At 37.6% G+C, this 20,433-nt stretch carries 22 protein-coding genes; 20 read left to right on the forward strand and 2 right to left on the reverse strand.

Translation table 11 applies throughout. From position 1 onward, the window contains the following. Positions 1 to 212: 212 nt before the first annotated feature. From BLR86_RS12430 to BLR86_RS12480, 15 genes are all read left to right on the forward strand, one after another. Positions 213 to 1,586 carry an arsenic transporter gene (locus BLR86_RS12430; protein ID WP_090761848.1) on the forward strand — a complete coding sequence of 458 codons (1,374 nt, stop codon included), beginning with the start codon at positions 213 to 215 and terminating at the stop codon, positions 1,584 to 1,586. Between the two features lie 18 nt (positions 1,587 to 1,604). Beyond that, positions 1,605 to 2,258 carry a DUF2642 domain-containing protein gene (locus tag BLR86_RS12435; RefSeq protein ID WP_090761850.1) on the forward strand — a complete coding sequence of 218 codons (654 nt, stop codon included), beginning with the start codon at positions 1,605 to 1,607 and terminating at the stop codon, positions 2,256 to 2,258. 278 nt (positions 2,259 to 2,536) lie between these two features. Next, positions 2,537 to 2,680, forward strand: coding sequence for a hypothetical protein (locus BLR86_RS26080; RefSeq protein ID WP_175492874.1), 144 nt, complete (start codon positions 2,537 to 2,539; stop codon positions 2,678 to 2,680). A 56-nt stretch (positions 2,681 to 2,736) separates the two neighbouring features. Next, positions 2,737 to 2,898, forward strand: a complete 162-nt coding sequence (locus BLR86_RS26085; RefSeq protein ID WP_175492875.1) for a hypothetical protein — start codon at positions 2,737 to 2,739, stop codon at positions 2,896 to 2,898. A gap of 61 nt (positions 2,899 to 2,959) precedes the next feature. Then, on the forward strand, positions 2,960 to 3,385 hold the full coding sequence (locus BLR86_RS12440) for an SRPBCC family protein (protein ID WP_090761852.1): 426 nt from the start codon (positions 2,960 to 2,962) through the stop codon (positions 3,383 to 3,385). A gap of 663 nt (positions 3,386 to 4,048) precedes the next feature. Further along, on the forward strand, positions 4,049 to 5,680 hold the full coding sequence (locus BLR86_RS12445; RefSeq protein ID WP_090761854.1) for a sensor histidine kinase: 1,632 nt from the start codon (positions 4,049 to 4,051) through the stop codon (positions 5,678 to 5,680). Between the two features lie 129 nt (positions 5,681 to 5,809). Continuing rightward, a complete protein-coding gene (locus BLR86_RS26090; protein WP_175492876.1) occupies positions 5,810 to 5,950 on the forward strand; it encodes an HAAS signaling domain-containing protein in 141 nt (46 codons plus the stop codon). Between the two features lie 284 nt (positions 5,951 to 6,234). Beyond that, complete coding sequence (locus BLR86_RS12450; protein WP_090761856.1) at positions 6,235 to 6,927, forward strand: response regulator transcription factor; 693 nt, start codon at positions 6,235 to 6,237, stop codon at positions 6,925 to 6,927. Between the two features lie 151 nt (positions 6,928 to 7,078). Next, positions 7,079 to 8,005, forward strand: coding sequence for an ABC transporter ATP-binding protein (locus tag BLR86_RS12455; RefSeq protein WP_090761858.1), 927 nt, complete (start codon positions 7,079 to 7,081; stop codon positions 8,003 to 8,005). Continuing rightward, entirely contained in the window at positions 7,998 to 8,951 is a 954-nt protein-coding gene (locus BLR86_RS12460) for an ABC transporter permease (RefSeq protein WP_090761860.1), read from the forward strand. Before BLR86_RS12455 ends, BLR86_RS12460 begins: the two co-directional genes overlap by 8 nt. A 71-nt stretch (positions 8,952 to 9,022) precedes the next feature. Beyond that, positions 9,023 to 9,178 (forward strand): hypothetical protein, encoded by a 156-nt coding sequence (locus BLR86_RS26095; protein ID WP_175492877.1) that lies wholly within the window; start codon positions 9,023 to 9,025, stop codon positions 9,176 to 9,178. Further along, positions 9,178 to 10,692, forward strand: coding sequence for a serine hydrolase domain-containing protein (locus tag BLR86_RS12465; RefSeq protein WP_090761862.1), 1,515 nt, complete (start codon positions 9,178 to 9,180; stop codon positions 10,690 to 10,692). The genes BLR86_RS26095 and BLR86_RS12465 overlap by 1 nt, the downstream gene beginning before the upstream one ends. Beyond that, positions 10,689 to 11,732 carry a sensor histidine kinase gene (locus BLR86_RS12470; protein WP_175492878.1) on the forward strand — a complete coding sequence of 348 codons (1,044 nt, stop codon included), beginning with the start codon at positions 10,689 to 10,691 and terminating at the stop codon, positions 11,730 to 11,732. The genes BLR86_RS12465 and BLR86_RS12470 overlap by 4 nt, the downstream gene beginning before the upstream one ends. 156 nt (positions 11,733 to 11,888) lie before the next feature. Then, positions 11,889 to 13,013, forward strand: a complete 1,125-nt coding sequence (locus tag BLR86_RS12475) for a serine hydrolase domain-containing protein (protein ID WP_090761865.1) — start codon at positions 11,889 to 11,891, stop codon at positions 13,011 to 13,013. Between the two features lie 75 nt (positions 13,014 to 13,088). Next, the gene (locus BLR86_RS12480) at positions 13,089 to 13,520 is read left to right on the forward strand and encodes a hypothetical protein (RefSeq protein WP_090761867.1); all 432 of its coding nucleotides are present in this window, start codon (positions 13,089 to 13,091) and stop codon (positions 13,518 to 13,520) included. 207 nt (positions 13,521 to 13,727) lie between these two features. Here the strand turns inward: BLR86_RS12480 and BLR86_RS12485 are convergent, their stop codons facing one another. Beyond that, complete coding sequence (locus tag BLR86_RS12485; RefSeq protein ID WP_090761869.1) at positions 13,728 to 14,372, reverse strand: hypothetical protein; 645 nt, start codon at positions 14,370 to 14,372, stop codon at positions 13,728 to 13,730. A gap of 360 nt (positions 14,373 to 14,732) precedes the next feature. Between BLR86_RS12485 and rarD the strand changes: the two genes are divergently transcribed. The 5 genes from rarD to BLR86_RS12510 all read left to right on the forward strand — a co-directional run bounded on the left by rarD (position 14,733) and on the right by BLR86_RS12510 (position 18,454). Beyond that, positions 14,733 to 15,662, forward strand: coding sequence for an EamA family transporter RarD (gene rarD / locus BLR86_RS12490; RefSeq protein WP_090761871.1), 930 nt, complete (start codon positions 14,733 to 14,735; stop codon positions 15,660 to 15,662). Between the two features lie 226 nt (positions 15,663 to 15,888). Beyond that, positions 15,889 to 16,533, forward strand: coding sequence for a VC0807 family protein (locus tag BLR86_RS12495; RefSeq protein WP_254782315.1), 645 nt, complete (start codon positions 15,889 to 15,891; stop codon positions 16,531 to 16,533). Positions 16,534 to 16,555: 22 nt separating this feature from the next. Continuing rightward, positions 16,556 to 17,164 carry a TetR/AcrR family transcriptional regulator gene (locus tag BLR86_RS12500; RefSeq protein ID WP_090761873.1) on the forward strand — a complete coding sequence of 203 codons (609 nt, stop codon included), beginning with the start codon at positions 16,556 to 16,558 and terminating at the stop codon, positions 17,162 to 17,164. Positions 17,165 to 17,263: 99 nt separating this feature from the next. Next, complete coding sequence (locus tag BLR86_RS12505; protein WP_090761875.1) at positions 17,264 to 17,770, forward strand: GNAT family N-acetyltransferase; 507 nt, start codon at positions 17,264 to 17,266, stop codon at positions 17,768 to 17,770. A 21-nt stretch (positions 17,771 to 17,791) separates the two neighbouring features. Next, complete coding sequence (locus tag BLR86_RS12510) at positions 17,792 to 18,454, forward strand: DUF2306 domain-containing protein (RefSeq protein WP_090761877.1); 663 nt, start codon at positions 17,792 to 17,794, stop codon at positions 18,452 to 18,454. An 88-nt stretch (positions 18,455 to 18,542) separates the two neighbouring features. Here BLR86_RS12510 and BLR86_RS12515 read toward each other — a convergent pair whose 3' ends face one another. Continuing rightward, the gene (locus tag BLR86_RS12515; protein ID WP_090761879.1) at positions 18,543 to 20,201 is read right to left on the reverse strand and encodes a peptide ABC transporter substrate-binding protein; all 1,659 of its coding nucleotides are present in this window, start codon (positions 20,199 to 20,201) and stop codon (positions 18,543 to 18,545) included. Positions 20,202 to 20,433: the final 232 nt, after the last annotated feature.

The raw sequence follows: 20,433 nt of genomic DNA on the forward strand, positions 1-20,433 counted from the left end.
TTTTTTTCATAAATCAAGGAAATCTTAGGCGAGTGATATGTCCATTCATATTTAGACTCACGTGGAATTTCGGAAAATCGGGTACAAACCTAAAGCCTGCCAGTACTGTGTTACATAAGTTATTGTACAACCTGACAAGAGGGATAGATGGAAGGGGGGGACAAGTGCGGAAGGAATTGAGGAGGATATCTCACCAAGATCATACTAGCTAGATGAAGGGAGAAAGAAATTCTGTGGTTTGGATTACGGTACTAACTTTTTTAATTACATTAGGATTCATTCTTTGGAGGCCAAGGGGCATTAATGAAGCCATCCCCGCCACAATCGGTGCGATTATTGTGGTGCTTTGTGGAAGTGTTTCCTTAACGGACCTTGGTATTATAACGGAGACCATCAGTGGTGCGGCGATTACCATTATGGCTACGATTGTAATGGCGATTGTGTTAGAAAGCTTTGGATTCTTTAACTGGGCTGCCGAGAAGCTTGCGGAAAAAGCAAATGGATCCGGCATTCGATTGTTCTGGTATGTCAATCTTCTGTGTTTCCTGATGACCCTCTTTTTTAACAACGATGGCAGTATATTAATTACCACTCCGATCTTAGTGATGTTATTAAACAATATGGGTTTAAAAAATCATCAAAAAATACCATATTTATTGTCTGGGGCTTTAATTGCCACTGCTTCAAGTGCTCCTATCGGCGTAAGTAATATTGTAAATTTGATTGCGTTGAAAATCGTGCACATGGATCTTTATTTGCATACAGCGATGATGTTTGTTCCAGCGACTCTTGGCCTACTGCTGCTTACATGGTTATTGTTCCTTCGGTTTAAAAAGGTCCTGCCCAAACAAGTGCCGACGAACGTGAAGGGGTTAACTCACAGTAGGTATCACCCGCTCAAGCCAAGTCTGGTGGAGCATACTTCAGATAAGGCGCGCTCAAGATTTATGAGAAACGTTCTATTATTCGTCTTTGCGGTCCGTTTAAGTCTCTTTGTTGCATCGTTCTTTAACATTCCTGTGTCAATCATGGCTGTGATTGGCTCGCTTGTCCTGTTGGGATGGAGATGGGCTTATTTAAAAATTCCACCAAGCGATATGCTGAAAAAGACGCCGTGGTATATCATCGTTTTTGCTTTTAGTATGTATGTGATTATTTACGGTTTGAATAATATTGGTTTAACTGACTGGCTCATTCAATTTATGCGTCCGATGGTTTCTGGCAGCCTGCTGAATGCAAGTGTGTTAATGGGGATCCTGCTTTCTGTCCTTTCCAATATCTTTAATAACCATCCTGCGCTAATGGTTGGAACGCTCACGTTAATGGAGATGAATTTAAATCCGCTCTCCTTAAAGATTGCCTACCTGGCGAATGTCATTGGCAGCGACATGGGATCGTTACTGCTTCCAATGGGGACGCTGGCAACATTAATGTGGATGCATATTGTAAGAAAAGGAAAAGTCATGATCAGTTGGATGGAATATATAAAAATAACCGTGGTTGTTATCCCACCAGCGACTTTGTTTACGTTAGTCATTCTATATTATTGGGTTTCTTGGCTATTTGGCGGAGCTCTTCAAGGGTAAAACGGAAGGAGAAGGAAGATGTTTTTAGACTTTGTAGGCAAAACTATAGATGTTGAGATTTCTGGCGGCAGCTTAAAAAGAGGTGTTGTTATTGAATCTGGATCGGACCTGTTTGTTTTATATGATGGCAGGAACTTTAATTATATTCCATATGTTCATATTCAACGATTTTATGAGACGAAAAAAGAAGAGGATGATACGGTATATGACCCGCCAGCTGAAACACCGATTGCAACGGATGCAATCTCCTATCGAAAAATATTAATGAGTGCGAAAGGATTATTTGTACAGGTTTATGTGACCGGCAACAAATCGGTCCATGGCTATTTAACCAGCATTATGAATGACTATTTTGTTTTTCACTCCCCGGTCTATAAAACGATGTTTATTTCCATGAACCATGTAAAATGGCTGATCCCGTACCCGGCGGATGCAACCCCGTATTCATTAGAAAATCTATCTTTGAAGCCAGTAGCTACTGCGTTGGCAAGATCATTGGAAGAGCAGTTGAAGAAATTGGAAAATCAATTGGTCATCCTGGATGGTGGGGACAAGGAGGAGAAAATCGGTTTATTGCAAAGGGTCCAAGATTATAAAATAGCTTTGATAACCGCCGAAGGGAACCCCATCTATTGGAATTTGGAGCATATCAAAACCATTCAATTACCATAATTCTTTTCAGAAAGAGCGTGATGTCTGCGTGTTAACCCCAAAAGAATAATCCACCCCGTGGTCCAGACAGGATGGATTAAACAATCAATTAAAGAGTTGTTTTTGACCGTGGTGTAGGTACAAGTCACGGTCTTTTTTGGTGTACCTCATATACATAGATTATGTAAATTTTATAAAATTGTTCAAGGGTAGAAGAAAATTTTAGGGACATCTTCCTATTTAAAGCATTTGGCTGAGGATGGCGAGAAATACTGGCGTATAGCGAGAAATACTGGCGTATGGGCAGAAATACTGGCGGATGGGCGGAAATACTGGCGGATGGGCAGAAATACTGGCGGATGGCGAGAAATACTGGCGGATGGGCGGAAATACTGGCGGATGAGCGGAAATACTGGCGGATAGGTGGAAATACTGGCGGATAGGCGGAAATACTGGCGGATAGGCGGAAATACTGGCGGATAGCGAAAAATACTGGTGGATGGCGAGAAATACTGGTGGATGGCGAGAAATACTGGCGGATCGGCAGGTTGGCGGGCAAAGTCGGCAGGTTAGGCATGGTTCGGAAGGAAATAAGTGGATTAGTTGGGCGTTAAAAGGATACAATATTGAAGAAGTAGTGTTATTTTTCAAAACAATATAGCTAGTAGCAAATTTTGGAAATTAACATTTAAATTTTTGTAGTAAGAGAGGCGGTTAATGGCATGGAAACATCTAAAAAAGTAACAGTAGAAGCAACCATTCAAGCACCTGTAGAAAAGGTTTGGGAATATTGGACAGAACCTGTTCATATAACAAAATGGAACTCAGCTTCCGATGACTGGCACACGCCCATTGCAGAGAATGATTTAAGAGTGGGTGGGAAATTCCGTTCAAGAATGGAAGCCAAAGATGGCAGTTTTGGTTTCGATTTCGGCGGAATTTATGATGAAGTGAAATTACATGAAGTTATTGCATATACACTGGGTGATGGAAGAAAAGTTACGATCACTTTTAACGGACATGATAACGAAACCAAGGTAATTGAAACGTTTGATGCTGAAACTGAGAATCCAGTCGAGTTACAACAACAGGGTTGGCAGGCGATTCTAGACAATTTCAAAAAGTATGCAGAGCAAACAACCATTTAAAAAGGCAAAATTAGTGGCGTGTGTCTGTGGCAATGATGATTCATTGTCCACGGACCTGCCATTTTTTGTTTTGCAGCAAAAAAATTTCCTTAACCTCGACAATCCACGCATTTGTCATCGGTCGTCAACTTTTGTAAAAATCTAGCCCAATATGATCGTTTATGTACCCTTGCAGTAAAGAAGTAAGCTTGTCCTCGACAAGCTTTTTCTAAGTCGCGACTACAAAGTTCGTTTTTCAAAAGGGCTCGTGGCCTTTTTATAAGAAATATCAGTCGAAGATGGTGGTCGGATACAACAAATAAGGATTCGGCACTTTGCCGAATCCAAAAATAAAGGGGGGATTGAAAAAGAGAAAGTAAAAGGTTTTCCTCTTGCATGTACATATCATACCCATTAAGGATGAACAAACTATGAACAAAGGTGTAACAATCTATTAATTAGATTAGTAGAATTTAGGTTTACTATTAAGAATAAAAACGTTCGGAATTCTAATATAATATTGACCCCGTGACTTTGATGATAGGATAATATTGGTAATAAAACTCATTCCTAAAATATTTGAATTTGTCTTAACGTGGCTAGCTGGTTTGGGAAAGGATTATGAAGAATCCTTTCTATATAGAGAATCTATTCCTAATTAAATATGTTTGAAGGGAAGAAACCATGAACAGAATAAAGGATTACTTTCAGTTCTCCATTATCCAACGGACGATTATCTTATCCAGTATAAGTATCATCCTAATCGGTACCGTACTGACTGCCGCCAGTTACTACATTCAGGGAAAACTAATGTTTGAAAACTTGGATAAGCAGGCTCGTGGTGTAGCACAAATGGCATTTGGCCGATTTGAATTAAAGGATATTAAGGAAATCCTTACGAATCACGATTTAAATTCTGATGTACATCAAAGAATTTTAAAGGAGATTACAAAACTATCAAAAGAAAATCCGAATATTGCACAGATTGTTATCGTGGACATTGGGGTTAATAACGATGATGAATCAATGGCATTGGCCATACATAAAAACTATTTGGACATTGGTATGAGACCAGGCGACTTGGTTGAACAAAATCCTATTTTCGTTAAACTGTACAAAGAAATTGCACGAACTGGGAAAATGAAAAGCTCCGGTATTTATTCAGATATACTCGGTGAATGGAGCAGTATTTTAATTCCTATAAAGGATGAGCAGGGAAAAGTGATCGCCATGTTTGTAATGGATTTTAGTGCAAGTGAAATAAGGGATGCCCAACTAAAGATGTTAACGCGCCTAGCTAGTGCTTTTACACTGTTACTTATATTCTCGATTATTATTCAAACGCTCGCCTTAAGAAGCACCTTAGCTCCATTAAAACTGCTATTAACAGCGGTCAAGGAATTAGGACAGGGAAACTTTAGTATTCAACTTAAAATAAACAGAAAAGATGATTTAGGACAACTAGCTGAAGGTTTTAATTCAGCGGTTACAAACATAAAGAGTTTAATTAGCAAAGTAATCTCCACTGCACATCAAGTTACAGAAAATACACAAGCAGCGGATAAAGAATCTGAAACAGACCAGATCACCACCGATGAATTCATTCAAACAGCCATCCTTCAAATGAACATGATTGAGGATAATTATGCTAACTTAAAAGTGTTTTCCAAAACGTTAGAACAATATTCTAAAAGAATTGAAGAATTAACCATACTTGAGGAAAGAAGCAGGCTCTCTAAAGATATGCATGATACGGTAGGGCATGTCTTTACTGCGATTATTACTAGCTTGGATGCACTTCCGTTCATTACGAATAAGGAAGAGGCAAATTTATACATTAAAGAACTAGCAAATTTAGCTAGAAAAGGGTTAACAGATGTACGCAATACCATCCACCATTTATCTATAGTAGAAAAAGAGCAAACGTTTTTGGAGAGATGCACAAACTTAGTTGATGAATTTATCAAGCATACGGGAACTAAAGTCACAATACGAACAGAAGGAAACGAGGAGCCATTAGGAGATTTGGTTAGATACTCGTTAGTACGGTGCGTTCAAGAGTCTTTGACCAATGCAAAAAGACATGGACATGCATCACAAGTCTCTATTTATATTAAGTTTTTTAATGATGCGATTCAAATGCAGATAAAGGATAACGGGATAGGAATTGAGGATATTAAATATGGTTTTGGACTGAGTTCCATGTCAGACAGGATGCGTACGGTTGGGGGAACATTCAAAGTTCAGTCTGAACTAAATCTTGGAACGACGGTGACATGCACTGTTCCAGTACCAAAGGACTTACATGCAGGATAATTCAGAGAGAGCCAATGGGTTCTCTTTTTTACTTGTATAGAAATTTATTTTTTGGAAAAAAGTCACTATTTTTTATGACTTTAAATGAGTATTGTTTAAAGTATTGAAAAAATAAAGGAGAGGATTTTAATGGAGAATAAGGAGAATCGTTATTTAGATGAATTAAGACGACAGTTGCATGCGATGCCTAAAGAAGAACGTGAGGAGGCGATTTTGGAAATTAGCACTCATATTGCCGATTCCACCAGGACTGTTTCTAGCATTGCTTAGTGCAGGTCTTGTGTGGGTGTTTTATAAATTATTAAAAGGATATTTCATAATCATTGCCAAAGGTCACCGAAAGATTTTGCCAAAAGAACGGTAGAAATTTAAAGCACTTAAAAGTGGATGTTAAATTGAATGTAAGGACGTAAATTTATATTTAAAGATACAGGGACTTGTGAAAGAAGCAGATTTATAGTTTGCTTGAAATAAGATACAATTAATAAGAGTAGAGTTAAGACATTACGAGCTTCCAAAGGTTAAGTCAATCCTTTTAAAGGAGGTATTACGATATGATTCGTGCTATTTTAGTAGAAGATCAGGAGTTGATTCGGAAAAGTTTGGGGATTGTTTTAGAAAGCATCTCCGACATAAAAGTGATTGGATATGCCGAGAATGGTCAAGAAGCAATCCGGCTCTGCGAAGAAGCACTTCCGGAAGTCATTTTAATGGATATTCAAATGCCTATTATGGATGGAGTCCAGGCTACAAAAATAATTAAGGAGCGCTGGCCGGAAGTAAAGGTCATTATTTTAACGACCTTTCAGGATATTACCAATGTGAGAAATGCCCTTAATGCAGGAGCAGAAGGATACATCCTTAAAGCCGTCGATCCTGAATTCTTAGTAAAGGGTATTGAATTGGTTTATCATGGCGGTTCCTTAATACCACAACAACTTGCAAAAGAAGTGTATTTATCGCTTTCCGATCGTAATGATCAATTGGTACAGTCAAATTCAGAGAGTCATGTCACGAATCATAATCCCTATAATCTGTTGGAAAGTGAAATACAAGTGTTAAGCTACCTAGCTCAGGGGCTGCAAAACCGTGATATCGCGGAAATGATGTTTTTGTCGGTGGGGACAGTCAAAAATTATGTTTCGATTATTTATTCAAAATTAAATGTAAAAAATCGCTCTGCTGCGATTATGAAAGCAGTAGAAGAAAGTCTAATTCCTGTTAAAAAAAATAAGTCCAAATCATAAACCTTTTTTCGAAGGTTTATTTTTTTTTGAAAAAAGTGACTCTTCATTATACATTGGTCACTTTTTAATGTGACTTTTATTGGATATATTTGTTAACGGATAACGAATTTGTCAAAAGAATCGAAAAGGGATAGAGGAGAGGAGACTAAAAATGAACGGTGTTGTTGAAATACAAAATGTATCAAAGGTGATTAAAGGGAAAAAAATTATTGATTCCATTAGTTTTGAAGTAAATAAAGGTGAGATATTTGGATTTTTAGGTCCAAACGGAGCTGGGAAGACTACCACGATCCGAATGATGGTTGGATTGATTGGGGTAACGTCTGGTGATATCAAGATTGGCGGTTACAGTATTAAACATAATTTTGAAAAAGCAGTCAGCCATATTGGTGCCATTGTCGAGAACCCAGAAATGTATAAATTTTTAAGCGGCTATCAAAATTTGCTTCATTATGCCCGCTTATCAAAGGGCATCGGTAAAGAAAAGATTGATGAAGTGGTTAAACTGGTTGGTTTAACAGCTAGAATTCACGATAAAGTCAAAACTTATTCATTGGGTATGAGACAGAGATTAGGCTTGGCTCAAGCACTGTTACATGAACCTGAGGTTCTGATCCTGGATGAACCAACCAATGGATTAGACCCTGCCGGAATTCGAGAAATTCGCGACCACTTGCGGATGCTAACAAGAGAAAAAAATATGGCTGTGATTGTTTCCAGTCATTTGCTTTCAGAAATGGAAATGATGTGTGACAGAATCGGTATTATTCAGGGTGGAAAACTGATCGATGTGCAATTGATTAACGATTTTGTACAGGATTCAGAGAATTCCTACAAATTTGAGGTGGCACCGTTGGAAAAAGCTGTCGCTGTACTCGCGAAACTCCATCCGGGAATGGGTGTCGAAATCCAAGAAACTAGTATTCTTGCACCCTTAACCAGAGAAGATATTCCTTCGGTTGTAAATGAACTTGTAGCAGCGGATGTTCAAATCTTTAGTATTAATGAAATGGTCAAAACGTTAGAAGACCGGTTCCTAGAGGTAACGGAAAATAAGGAGGAAGAGGTATATGTTTAAGCTGATTCAAAATGAGCTAATGAAAATTTTTAAAAGGCCTGGAACGTATGTGATGATTGGTCTACTCGTCTTAATTGTAGGGATTGTCGGTACGGTGATTAAGGTTCAAGAAAATCAGAGCGTCCCAAATCAAACAAATTGGAGGCAGGAGGTTCAACAGGATCTAAAAGAATACAAGAGTGAATTAGATGACATGGGAAATGGTAATACGACCCTAACGAACTATTTAAAAAAGGAAATAGCTGTAAATGAGTACAGACTCGAACATAATATTCCGCCAACACAAAAGAGTTCAGTGTGGACTTTCGTGGATGAATGTTCAGGTATTATTCAATTTGCGGGACTATTTACGATTATCATTGCAGCGGGGATTGTAGCCTCGGAGTTTAACTGGGGAACCATCAAACTTTTGTTAATTCGGCCCATTAGCCGCAGCAGAATTCTCATTGCTAAGTACCTAACGGTTGTATCGTTTGCGCTCATGATGCTTGTCTTATTGTTTGGGCTTTCGTCACTAATTGGAGTGATTTTATTCGGAACACCAGATCAAGCGGTCCCTTATTTAAATTTTGTAAATGGAAAAGTAACCGAACAAAGCATGTTCTTCCATCTTGTCGTTTTTTATGGATTAAAATCCATCACAATGATTATGCTGACCACGATGGCTTTTATGATTTCTGCAGTGTTCAGGAATAGCTCCCTCGCGATTGGTATATCGATATTCTTAATGTTTACAGGTAGTCAGTTGACAAGTATTTTAGCCCCCAAATTTGAATGGGCAAAATTTGTGCTGTTTGCTAATACCGATCTCATACAGTATTTTGAGGGAATGCCAATGGTGGAGGGGATGACATTGACATTCTCCATCATCATGCTTGTGGTTTACTTCTTATTGTTCCAATTCCTGGCCTTTTCTGTGTTTAAGAAAAGGGATGTTGCTGCTTAATAGTAAAAAAAGCAGCTTACACGTGACGTTTGGACTTATCATAAAATATTCTTGAAAATGGAGGGCTTATCATGAAAGGACTAACTGTGTTTTTTCTCTTACTTGCCATAATTGCTATTATAATTGGAACAACAGCAGACTTTGAAAATGCTCCATTAATTGGCTGGGCTGGGGGAGTAATTTTTCTAATCCTCTCTACTTTAACCGCAGTAAAAAGAAGGTCATAATGAGAAGGAAAATTAGTTTGTTTCTTTTGGCTCTTTCTTTTTTTACTATTCTTTTATCCAGCCATGTATCCGCAGAGATTGATGGTATCTCAGATGAAAAACTAAATAAAGTGAATACCTATGTAAAAGAGCAATTTCAAAACGCTGGGATTGTAGGTGGTTCCTATGCGATTGTATCGAATAATCAGGTGATTGCAGCCAATGGGGTAGGGTACAGGGATATAAAATTAGAAAAAAAAGCAATGGCTGAAACAATATATCCCATAGCCTCTGTAACAAAGTCATTAACAGCAACAGCTATTCTTCAACTCCAGGAACAGGGGAAATTAAAGGTTAATGATCGTGTTCAAAAATATTTACCTTGGTTTACGTATAAAGACAAGGAAAAATCAAAAGAAGTAACGATTCAACATTTATTAACTCACTCAGCTGGAGTAGATCGATTTGAAGCCGACGGTGCTATTTTTACAGATGAAAAGAAAAATAGAAATTCATTAGAAAATTCGATTAGAGCGTTAAGAACCGTTGATATGACATCTAATCCAGGTAAAGAAGGTCAATATTGTAATTCCTGTTTTAATACACTTGGCTTACTAATTGAAGAAGTTACCGGAATGAGCTATTACGATTATATGAAAACAAATGTGTTTGAGCCATTAGGTCTGGAGCATACCGCTTTTGGTGAAGACCTTAAAACCATGGAGTCAAAGGATATCGCTAAAGAGTATAGCTGGTTTTTTGGTTTCCGGAATACTAACTTGCTAAACTATCAAACATTTGGGAAAAGTCAGGACCCAGAGGGCGGCATATATACCAATAGTTTAGATTTGGCTAAGTTTGTTTCTGCCACTTTAGGTGATGAAACATTTTCATTACTAAATCAAGATACATTAGCGTTGTCGTATGAAGGGGTAGTTCCTACAGAGCACAAATCCTGGCAGTATACAAATGGAGGCTTTGAAGTGGGAATGCTTTCCGATCAAAGAGTGCTTTACAAAGGTGGTGACGGAATTGGATCATCCTCAGTGGTTATGATGCTGCCTGAAGAAAACATAGGAGTGGTCTTACTTATTGGGGAATCGAATTCTGAGCCTAAACAGGATATAGCCAAGGGCATGCTGCAAATACTGATTGGCGGTGAACCCACAATATCTGAATTTCCTCCGCCACTTTTTAAAATGGCAGGAATCTTTATGCTCGTCGTAACAATCATTTGTACCATTATCCTAGCGATTTTAGGTTGGTCTTTTTATAAAAGAATCACTCGGGAAAATCATTCTATTAAAATTCGTTGGTGGAGAATTTGTCTGATGATCCTATTATTAATCGGTTGGCTATTGATAGGATATTTACTTTTATTTATTAAAATCACACAAATTGGTTTCAATGGTTACCCCTATGATATCGCGATTGGTTTAATTGTTATCGAAATAACACTATTAATAGGTTTGATCTACAATGTATGTTTACTATTATTTGTAAAAAGGCGCTTTAAAAGATGGATTGCGCTGTGAAAAAGGAGACCAGCCATTGTACCGTGCTTTTTTATCGTCCAGGATCTATTCAACTTATCAGCTATTTTATTGCAGAAACGTTGTTGACGGGGAGTATGTTTTTATTTATGATGAAGCAATTTCATTTGATCGGTTCATATGATTTCTTATTTGTGCCTTTTATTATGATTGCTTACGTTTGTCAAATTCGGCCATTGTTATGGATTGGCGCATTCATGAGTTTAGTTATTTTCTTAACTGGTACATGGTTAGGTGGCCATTTCACAGAAAATTTCTTATATATTACGATTAATACTTCTCTTTTTTATATGATCGGGTTCTGCCTTGGCAGGGTAACGGTTTTAAATAATAAGAAGAAACTATTAATTGAATCCATTCAAGAAAAAAATAAGGCTTTAAAGCAATATTCTAAGAGAATCGAAGAGCTAACCATTATGGAAGAAAGGAACCGAGTTTCACAAGATTTGCATGACACCGTCGGCCATATTTTCACTTCCGTTATTACGAGTTTAGATGCTCTTCCCTTTCTTATTAAAAATGGAGAGGCAGAAAATAGCATTAAGGAAATTTCCAGTCTTGCGAGAAAAGGTTTGGCGGATGTGAGAAAAACCATTCATCAGCTGTCGCCCTTAGAAGCACATCAGTCCTTATCCCGATCTTTTCATCAAGTGATTGACGAATTTACGAAGCACACCGGTACAAGCGTTGATTTTCTGATTGAAGGTTACGAAAGAGAACTCGGAGAGAGGACTAAATATACATGTATTCGTTGTTTGCAGGAGGGGTTAACCAATGCGAAAAGACATGGTCAGGCAACTAAAATTAGTGTCAAAATTTCATATCATGAGCAAGAACTCATATTACGAATAAAGGATAATGGAATAGGAACAGATTCTCTTCATCTGGGGTTTGGATTACAAACCATGAACGATCGAATTACTTCATTAAGTGGTTCCTTACGGATTGAATCAGATAAGAATGAAGGCTCGGAAGTTCTCTGTTCGATTCCGCTATCCAACTATTTGAAATTAAAACCTTGAAACAGTGATAGCCATCGCTGTTTCAAGGTTTTTTTTATCATTTTGATGATGATGAACCAATATGACTTTTTTCCAAAAAGATATAGCCAACCTTCACTTTTTGATATGACTTCAAAAATTTATAGTTAGGGTATTCAGAATATAGGAGGAAAAAACGTGAAAAAAATATTTAAAATTGCAGGCATTGCTTTTGTCAGCTTAATGGTATTGGGAGGTTCTGCTGCTTTTGCTACGAGTACTACTCACTCTGACTTAAAGGGAAACAAAAAGGAGAAGGTAGAAAATTATGTAGCTAACTACGTGAAAGAAGAAAAATTCAGCGGCTCCATACTTGTACTTCAAGAAGGGAAGGTCATTTTAGATCAATCCTATGGAAAAGCGGATAAAGACGATAACCTTTCTTTTTCCAATGACGACTTGTTTCCGGTAGGTTCGTTGACAAAATCAATGACTGCCATAGCTATTTTGCAATTGGAGGAACAAGGTAAGCTTTCCGTTAACGATTCATTATCGAAGTATTTTCCGGATCTCCCAAATAGTAAAAAGATAACACTTCATCAATTGCTAAATCACACTTCTGGATATATTGATTTTCTAGATGCAAAACAGATAATAAAAAATTATACGAAACCCCATACGGATGAGGAAATTTTAAACAGCTTCAAGAATGAACCTGTAGTATCCGAACCTGGAGAGAAATTTGCTTACATTAATACTGGTTATTATTTGCTGGGGAAAATCATTGAACAGGTGTCCGGCGTTGATTACGCTACCTATTTAGAGAAGAATATTTTTGACAAAGCAGGATTGGATCATACTTTCATACTGAATGATGAAACGATGACAAAAGTGAAGGTAAAGGGGTATGAGAATGGGAAGTTGGCAGAACAAATTCATCCATCCTTGTTATTTGCTTCAGGAAATGTTTTATCGACAAAAGAGGATATGGTCAAATACTTATCAGCCATTGATTCGAATAAACTCATAACCCCAGAGCAAAGAGAAAAAATGCATTCCTTTACAACGAAGGTTAATCTATTGGGAATTGGTTATGGATATGGCTGGTACGTAGCAAATGGGCCAATGTCATTTTACGAGAAAATGCATGCTCATGGAGGCTCATTACCAGGATTAAGAGTTGGAGTAAATCATTATCAGGATCAAGATTTATCCATCATCATTTTCAGTAATATAGGTTCCGAATGGATCTATTCCAAGCTTATGAATGGAATAACATCTATTTTATTTGACAAAAGACAGTGGTTCTTCCACAGCCTATAATAGTGAAAAATGCAGTTTAAGATCTGAAATTTCTATAAATGTCACGTAAAAGGGGAAGAAGGTAGGGATAAGGGCATGGAAAAATATGGATTAATTGGAATGCTACTGGTTTTTTTACTAACAGGATGCTCTGTTAGTATTGATAATGCTTCTTCGAAATCAGAGGAGTTTGCCTCCACTGCAGAAGAATTATCGAGTACACTTAACGATGTGAGAGACGAAATGGAATCGCTAAAGGACAAAACAAATTTATCCTCTAAAGATCAAGCATTGATTGTTGAACAAACAGATGCAGCAATTAGAGTAATTGATAAATTTAAAGAAGAAGAAGCACCATTTATAGCAAATATTGCAAAAAAAGTGGTGATAAAAGAACTTAACAAAAAAACCACACTTCTCGAAAGCATTAAAGAAAAAGCCGAAAAAGGGACCGCGAACGAAGAAGATGTAAATAAGATCATAGAAACACTTTCTGATGATTTTGAAATCAATCTATTCGAGAAATAGTTCCAACATAATCGTGGCTGCCATTGTCGATGCAATTTTAGCCATTTGCGTTATTTATGGTGTTCCCATTAAGAAGAGAAATGGCACTGAAAAGGGGATCCAAAAACAATTGATGCTTAAAATTTAGATACAGGATATGTTGTATTGGAATAAGGAAAGGATACCATTTACGAAGTGTTTGGTATCCTTTTTTTTTTAATTTTATTATTATTGCTTCCACAATTCTTCTGTCTTTATCACTTTATAATCTGCATTCTGAACTGTATATCTCATGGTAGGACTATTTGGATACGAGGCATTTCCATCGAAGCTGGTGATTTCCGTGTTGTCACCATTTTTAACAAATTGATAATAGCTTCCACCAGCCCCACCACTATTTTTAAAGTGTAACGTTATCGTATTATTTGAAGTCCCATCCTCAACTAAACTCCACAAATCTCTTCGGTAATTTTCCCATAATATTTTTTTAGAAACCTCATTATCAGTATTCTTATAGGTGTTCTCCCAAAAATCAATTGCTTCATCCATACTTCCCCATGCATTCTTTTGAAAAGTATATTCGATAACCTGTCCATCTGGCACAGTACGATCAGCTAAGTATTGGTCGTAAGCTTCATCTTCAACAGTTATACCTTCAAGATTACTGCCATTTTCTTTCAACAACAAGGCATGTTCCTTGCCTACATTATTTTTTATCGTCACAACAGTATACCCTTTAGGATCTTTATTTTTAGCGACTACATAAGAAAAATTATTTAGGTAATTTACTACTAATTGCCCGCTATTGAAGTACCAATTGCTACTTACCTTATCCTCTTTTCCCGTTGCCTTCCAAACACCACCGACATCCACACTCGCCGTTGATACTTCTGGGGATGCTGAACTTTCAGATTGTGATGTCGTTTCTGTCGTTTCTATTTTTGTTCCGAACTTTCTGTGGGAGTTTTGGTAGAATCCTCAGTCGTTTTGCCGCATCCAGTAAGGACTATCACAAGAAAAACTACTAAACCAACTATTATCTTTCTCATTTTCATTAACACCCCTTGGACTTATTTATGTATTCATTTTAACATAAATATCCAATTGTGAGTTTTTCTATTTTATGAATCAACCTTTATCTTCCTTTTCAAAAAAGGAATTTGTGATATAATTATATATCCTTTTGTGGGCTGAGCTTTAGTAGCTCAGATAAAAATAGAAACTGGTGAAAATATGGATCGTGATAATACAATCGGTATTTCCTTTATAGCATGGGCTTATATAGTTTGGGGGATACTACCAATCTACTGGAAATTCTTAAATCAAGTTCCAGCGCTTGAAATTTTAGCCCATCGGATTATTTGGTCGTTTTTATTCGTTTTAGTTATCGTGGTTCTTATGAAGCGAAAACAATTAAAGAACTTCTTTCAAGTTCAGATGAGTCAGAAAAAAACGTGGTTTGGCCTTATCTTATCTTCACTTTTGATTAGTATCAATTGGCTCACTTATATATTTGCTGTGAACACGAACCACATTGTGGAGGCAAGTTTAGGCTATTATATTAATCCTCTTGTTACAGTCTTATTAGGGGTTTTTGTATTACGTGAAAGGATGAATAGATGGCAGGCCGTCTCCTTTGTGCTGGCGGGTATTGGTGTTATTTATATGACAATCTCGCTTGGGAAGCTTCCATGGATTGCGCTGGTATTAGCCTTATCCTTCGGTTTTTATGGCTTGTCTAAAAAACTAATAAAAGTAGATTCCATTCTAGGACTGCTGCTGGAAACGTTATTTAGTTTACCCTTCGCTTTATTGTTTATAACCTATTTAGGCGTAAACGGTCAGGGAAGCTTCTTGGGAGGGTCTCTTAAAATTGATTTATTTTTACTAGGTTCAGGTGTTGTTACAGCCGTACCGCTATTATGGTTTGGTATCGGAGCACAAAAGATTCCACTTTACATCATCGGCTTTTTACAATACATTGCACCTTCCATTAGCTTAGTTCTCGGCGTCCTTATCTACGGGGAGTCGTTTACAATGGACCATGTCATCACCTTTTCATGCATTTGGCTTGCTTTAGCCATATTTACTGTCTCAAACATCCGACAGTTGATCAAAAAAAGAAAAGTGGTAACAGCAGCTACAAGTGTAAAGAGCATATAGAAAAGAGAGGGGGGAACTGCCAAAACCAAATGGCATTTCCCCCTCTTTTGTTGTTATTTCTGGTTATTCGCATAAGGGAAAGTGGACGGTTCTGGTGGCTTTTAATGGAACCACGAGAACGTCCCCGTGGACAACCGTGGCTATGCAGATTGAAAATACGTTTGACAAACCGACGGTCGGTTTGTATAATTGGAATATAAATCCAAGAATAAAAGGAGTGAGTACCTTGAGCATAACCTCTAAAAGAAAAGTCATTCAAACCGTTATCGTTAGTATCTTTATAAATGGACTCGTACCTGTTCTCATTTATAATTTACTTTTGGATCACTTTTCAAGTTTTGTTTCATTGCTCATTGCAACATTGGTTCCGTTGCTGGATAATCTTTATCAAATTATCAAACATAGGAAAGCCGACGCTTTTGGCCTGTTTATTCTGACGGGTTTCGTTCTTAGCTTATTTGCGTTTTTGTTAGGCGGCAGTGAGAAATTGATTTTAATGAGAGAATCCCTAGTAACGGGAATATTAGGACTCATCTTTATTGGGTCTCTATTTTCTTCAAAACCGCTCATTTATCATTTTGCCATTCGATTCAGTTCAACTAATGAGTCAGAACAGAAGGGAAAGTTTGCGACTAACTGGGAGTTTCCCTATTTTCGCTTTGTCATTCGATTAATGACTGTTGTGTGGGGAATTTCCCTGTTAGCCGAGGCAGTCATTAAAACGATTCTTGTGTACGAACTCTCGATTTCTGCCTTTTTAGCCATTTCACAAATTATTTTCTACAGTGTGCTCGGTGTTACGATTCTATGGACAGTCATCTATCGCCGATACGCAAAAACTCGCTTAGATTTAATCATGAATGTAAAATAATACTTCTAGAAATTTACTAAGGATGGTACAAAAAATGTCTAACTCCACTTCTCATGATAACTTAACCTATCAGAATATCCTATTAGAAACTGAGGCACTTATTCTGGAAAAAGGCTGCAGAAAAACGACACTCAAAGACATTATTGATAGAACAGGACTTTCGAAAGGAGCTATTTATCATTACGTTGCTAGCAAAGATGAATTGTTTGGCCTTATTCTAAAAATCAAAATAGAACAAGTTAATGAAAAATTTAATCAGATCATCAGCCAGCCTTCGAAAAAAGACCCTGCTGCTGGACGTTTTGGGATGGCCACTCAATTTTTCCATACTAGACAGAACCCAAATGATGTAGGAAATTTAATATTCATTTATCTGTTAAGCCAGGATGATGAAAAGGTTAAAAGTATTTTAAAAAGTGTTTACCACTATAGTAAGGCAACTGGTGTTCAATGGATTGAGATGGGGCAACAAAATGGTGTAATTCCCCCCCATATCGATGCAGAGAAAATGGCCAGTTTATTTATGACTTTTTCATATGGCCTTAGAGTAACGCAAATCCTTTCCTCATCTGAAGAGGAACAAGTAGCAACAAGTGATATTTTTAGATTGCTTATCCGAACATTGTCATAGATTATAAAATAACTGGTGGGCAAAATCCGTATAAGGGTTCTCCCACCCCTTTACCAAACCGACTGGCGGTTTTATTTTTCAAAACAAGAGGTGATGGGCATGGAATTCGTAACAATTGGAATAAAAGAATTACCCGAAGTGAATCAATTTTACGCTGAAGTCACTTCAGATTTAAGAAAAAGGGGTATTGATCAATGGGACTATTTTTACCCCAACCGTTTTGTTATGAAAAATGATTTAAAAAATGGAACTCTTTTTGGAATCAAAGAGGAAAATCGCCTTATTGGTGCCATGGTTCTCGATACGAAGGAAAGCAAACAGTATCAGAAGCTTCAATGGGGGGATCTTACAGGCAGGCCATTAATTATTCATCGATTAGCAGTTCATCCTCTCCATCAAGGTAAGGGGATAGGAAAAAAACTGCTAAACTTTGCTGAGGAATATGTCATGGAAAAAGGACATACCAGTATTCGTATGGATGTGTATTCCCAAAATCCTACGGCGGTTGGGATGTATGAAAGAGCTGGTTATCAAGTAAGAGGATCTATTCGGTTTCCATTACGGAAAGTTCCATACTTATGTTTTGAAAAAATCATAAAAAGTTAAATTAATAGGGGGAGTAGGATTTTGAAAAAAGATAAAAAGGTAAATCTGGCTGTAATTGGACTCTATGCGATGGTTTTACTATTCAGTGTCTATATATTAGTGATGTTTTTTGTCATTGGCACTGAAAACGCACCGATGGTGAAGGGAAAAATGAAAAACGCAAACTTTAATTTGCCAGTTTGGGAAGCATTTTTCTATCCTCATATTATCCTTGGTACGATTGCCCTGGCGATCGGACCGTTTCAATTGACTAAAATGAGTCGGAAATACCCAAAGCTACATCGAAATTTGGGGAAAATTTATGGGTTTACCATTTTTATTAATGTCTTATTGGTTCCATACATTTCTCTCTTTTCTACAGGTGGCAGGTCAACTATGATTGCTTTCCTGGTGTTAAATGCTCTTTGGCTTGTGACAACCGCTATGGGGGTCCTGCGGGGATTCCAGAAAAGAATACCCTCACACAAAACATGGATCCTAAGAAGTTATGCGATTACATGGGTGTTTGTTTCCTTTAGAATTGTTGTTATCCCATTCTCCATCTTTTTGGATGCGTCACTCAGTTTCCCAATAGCTGTCTACCTTGCTATTGCTATGAATCTTCTTTTTGTTGAATGGAAAGGAAAAAAGGGAAAAAGTCAGGCGGATTTTCATAAATCATTTGTACAAAAAATAGACGGATAAAAAGTTTGGCCATGGACGGTTCTTCCGGCTTTTTTAGCGGATATTAAAAAGAGCCATGAGAACTCCCCATGGCCTTTTTTTCATCTATTTACTTGTTTACATCTGCCCATTTATATTCGTATGTTGCACCGAATGGGTTCACGAATACACCTTGAATTCGTGGTGATACTAATTGTGCTCTAGAAGATTGGTAAACAGGAGCGATTGCCGCATCTTCAAACAGCAATTTTTCAGCCTCTAAGAAGTTGTTGTAACGTGCTTTTGCATCGGTTGCAAGCGTTGATACTGTGTCACGCACTAACTTGTCATAGGTTGCGCTGGAATATCCAGTCCAGTTGTTTCCGCTGTCCGTGGTCCATAGGTTCATGAAGGTGAATGGATCTAGGAAGTCAGGGCCCCAACGGGAAAGCTGAAGCTGGTAGTCCATGGCTGAGTCTAAAGCAAGACGCTGCTTTTTAGGTACTTGTTTGATCGTAACCTTTAATCCTTCTAAATTCGTTGAAAGTTGGTTCGCAACGTATTGAACTAAGTTTTTCGTTGTCTGATCATCATCTGCTAAGAACTCTAGTTCAACAGAATCGGTGCCTATTTCTGCTAACCCTTTTGCCCAGAATTCTTTCGCTGCTTTAAGATCATACTTAACAAGGTCGCCGCTGACTTTACGGAAATCCTCACCTGATCCAGGAATTGGTGTAAAGTCTTTCGGAATCAATCCATTCGCAGCGATGGATCCATTGTTTAAAATTTCGCCTACTAATGCATCTTTGTCGAATGCTCTGCTTAGTGCAGCGCGGATATTCTTATTTGCTAAAGCTTCTGATTTTGTTTGATTAAACTTTAGGAAGTAGACAAATGTATCTGCTGAAATCGTGTAATCATCATTTGTAGAATATTGGTCGACTAAATCGGATGTTAGATCCATTCGATCAACGGTTCCTTCTTCATATAAATTTAATGCTGTTTGGGGATCTTTTACGACTTTGAAGGTCAGTTTATCCATTTTTACAGTTTTTGCATCCCAATAATCCTTATTTTTCACTAGTTCCCATGAATCGCTTGTGCTTGACCAATTGGAAATGACGTATGGTCCGTTTGCTAATAAGTTTTCGGAACTTGTTGCAAAGCTATTGCCCTTTTCTTCGACAAACTTTTTGTTAAGCGGGAAGAATGTGCCGAATGTTGTTAATGTTTCAAAGTATGGTGTTGGATTTTCTAATTCAACCACGAGTGTAAAATCGCCTTCCGCTTTTACTCCCAGCTGATCTGCTGCTGCCTCACCTTTGTTTATGGCTTCCGCATTTTTGATTACACCACTCATCATGTATGGGCCATATTCTGATTTGGTTGCAGGGTCAACGGCACGCTGCCACGCAAACACGAAATCATGTGCGGTTACAGGGTCTCCGTTTGTCCATTTTGCATCCTCACGTAATGTAAAGGTCCAAGTCAGACCATCGGTACTTACTTTATGACTAGTAGCAATCCCAGGCGATGGCTGTGTTTTTTCATCTAATCGGTACAGACCTTCCATCGTTGCGGCTAGGTAGATAAAAGAAGATTCATCTGTAGCTAAAGAAGGGTCCATGGATGGAATCGCTTCTGGATTTAAAAACTTAAGTACTTTTTCCTCTGCGGTGTCATTTGTTTTCGTGCCAGCAGGTTCTTTTGTCTTATCGCCAGAACATGCGGCTAGTACACTAAGTACTAATCCAAATGCTAAAAATAATAACCATTTCTTTGCTTTCACTTTTTTTCCCCCTTGTTTTTTACTCCATTTCGAATATTATGTATATGCAGAAAATTCGAAACTATAAATGATTATAATCAAAAACCTAGTGGGTTGTAAAGTATTCTTATATAATTATTGGTTATAATGTTATTTTTTGTAATTGGTGGATAACTATTACAACACGAGGCGTTCTTGGGGTGAAGTGCTGCCACTGTACAGTTTTGCAGAATAATAGTGTGGCCATGGGGAA

Source organism: Bacillus sp. OK048 (assembly GCF_900103525.1).
GTDB lineage: Bacteria > Bacillota > Bacilli > Bacillales > Cytobacillaceae > Neobacillus.

What these genes read in the sequence shown, in the direction of transcription:
- BLR86_RS26085 (WP_175492875.1), top strand. Translation starts at nt 2,737, where the DNA reads ATGGCGAGAAATACTGGTGGATGGCGAGAAATACTGGCGGATCGGCAG.
- BLR86_RS12440 (WP_090761852.1), top strand. Translation starts at nt 2,960, where the DNA reads ATGGAAACATCTAAAAAAGTAACAGTAGAAGCAACCATTCAAGCACCT.
- BLR86_RS12450 (WP_090761856.1), top strand. Translation starts at nt 6,235, where the DNA reads ATGATTCGTGCTATTTTAGTAGAAGATCAGGAGTTGATTCGGAAAAGT.
- BLR86_RS12455 (WP_090761858.1), top strand. Translation starts at nt 7,079, where the DNA reads ATGAACGGTGTTGTTGAAATACAAAATGTATCAAAGGTGATTAAAGGG.
- BLR86_RS26090 (WP_175492876.1), top strand. Translation starts at nt 5,810, where the DNA reads ATGGAGAATAAGGAGAATCGTTATTTAGATGAATTAAGACGACAGTTG.
- BLR86_RS26095 (WP_175492877.1), top strand. Translation starts at nt 9,023, where the DNA reads ATGAAAGGACTAACTGTGTTTTTTCTCTTACTTGCCATAATTGCTATT.
- BLR86_RS12460 (WP_090761860.1), top strand. Translation starts at nt 7,998, where the DNA reads ATGTTTAAGCTGATTCAAAATGAGCTAATGAAAATTTTTAAAAGGCCT.
- BLR86_RS12430 (WP_090761848.1), top strand. Translation starts at nt 213, where the DNA reads ATGAAGGGAGAAAGAAATTCTGTGGTTTGGATTACGGTACTAACTTTT.
- BLR86_RS12445 (WP_090761854.1), top strand. Translation starts at nt 4,049, where the DNA reads ATGAACAGAATAAAGGATTACTTTCAGTTCTCCATTATCCAACGGACG.
- BLR86_RS12435 (WP_090761850.1), top strand. Translation starts at nt 1,605, where the DNA reads ATGTTTTTAGACTTTGTAGGCAAAACTATAGATGTTGAGATTTCTGGC.
- rarD (WP_090761871.1), top strand. Translation starts at nt 14,733, where the DNA reads ATGGATCGTGATAATACAATCGGTATTTCCTTTATAGCATGGGCTTAT.
- BLR86_RS12505 (WP_090761875.1), top strand. Translation starts at nt 17,264, where the DNA reads ATGGAATTCGTAACAATTGGAATAAAAGAATTACCCGAAGTGAATCAA.
- BLR86_RS12500 (WP_090761873.1), top strand. Translation starts at nt 16,556, where the DNA reads ATGGTACAAAAAATGTCTAACTCCACTTCTCATGATAACTTAACCTAT.
- BLR86_RS26080 (WP_175492874.1), top strand. Translation starts at nt 2,537, where the DNA reads ATGGGCAGAAATACTGGCGGATGGGCGGAAATACTGGCGGATGGGCAG.
- BLR86_RS12465 (WP_090761862.1), top strand. Translation starts at nt 9,178, where the DNA reads ATGAGAAGGAAAATTAGTTTGTTTCTTTTGGCTCTTTCTTTTTTTACT.
- BLR86_RS12480 (WP_090761867.1), top strand. Translation starts at nt 13,089, where the DNA reads ATGGAAAAATATGGATTAATTGGAATGCTACTGGTTTTTTTACTAACA.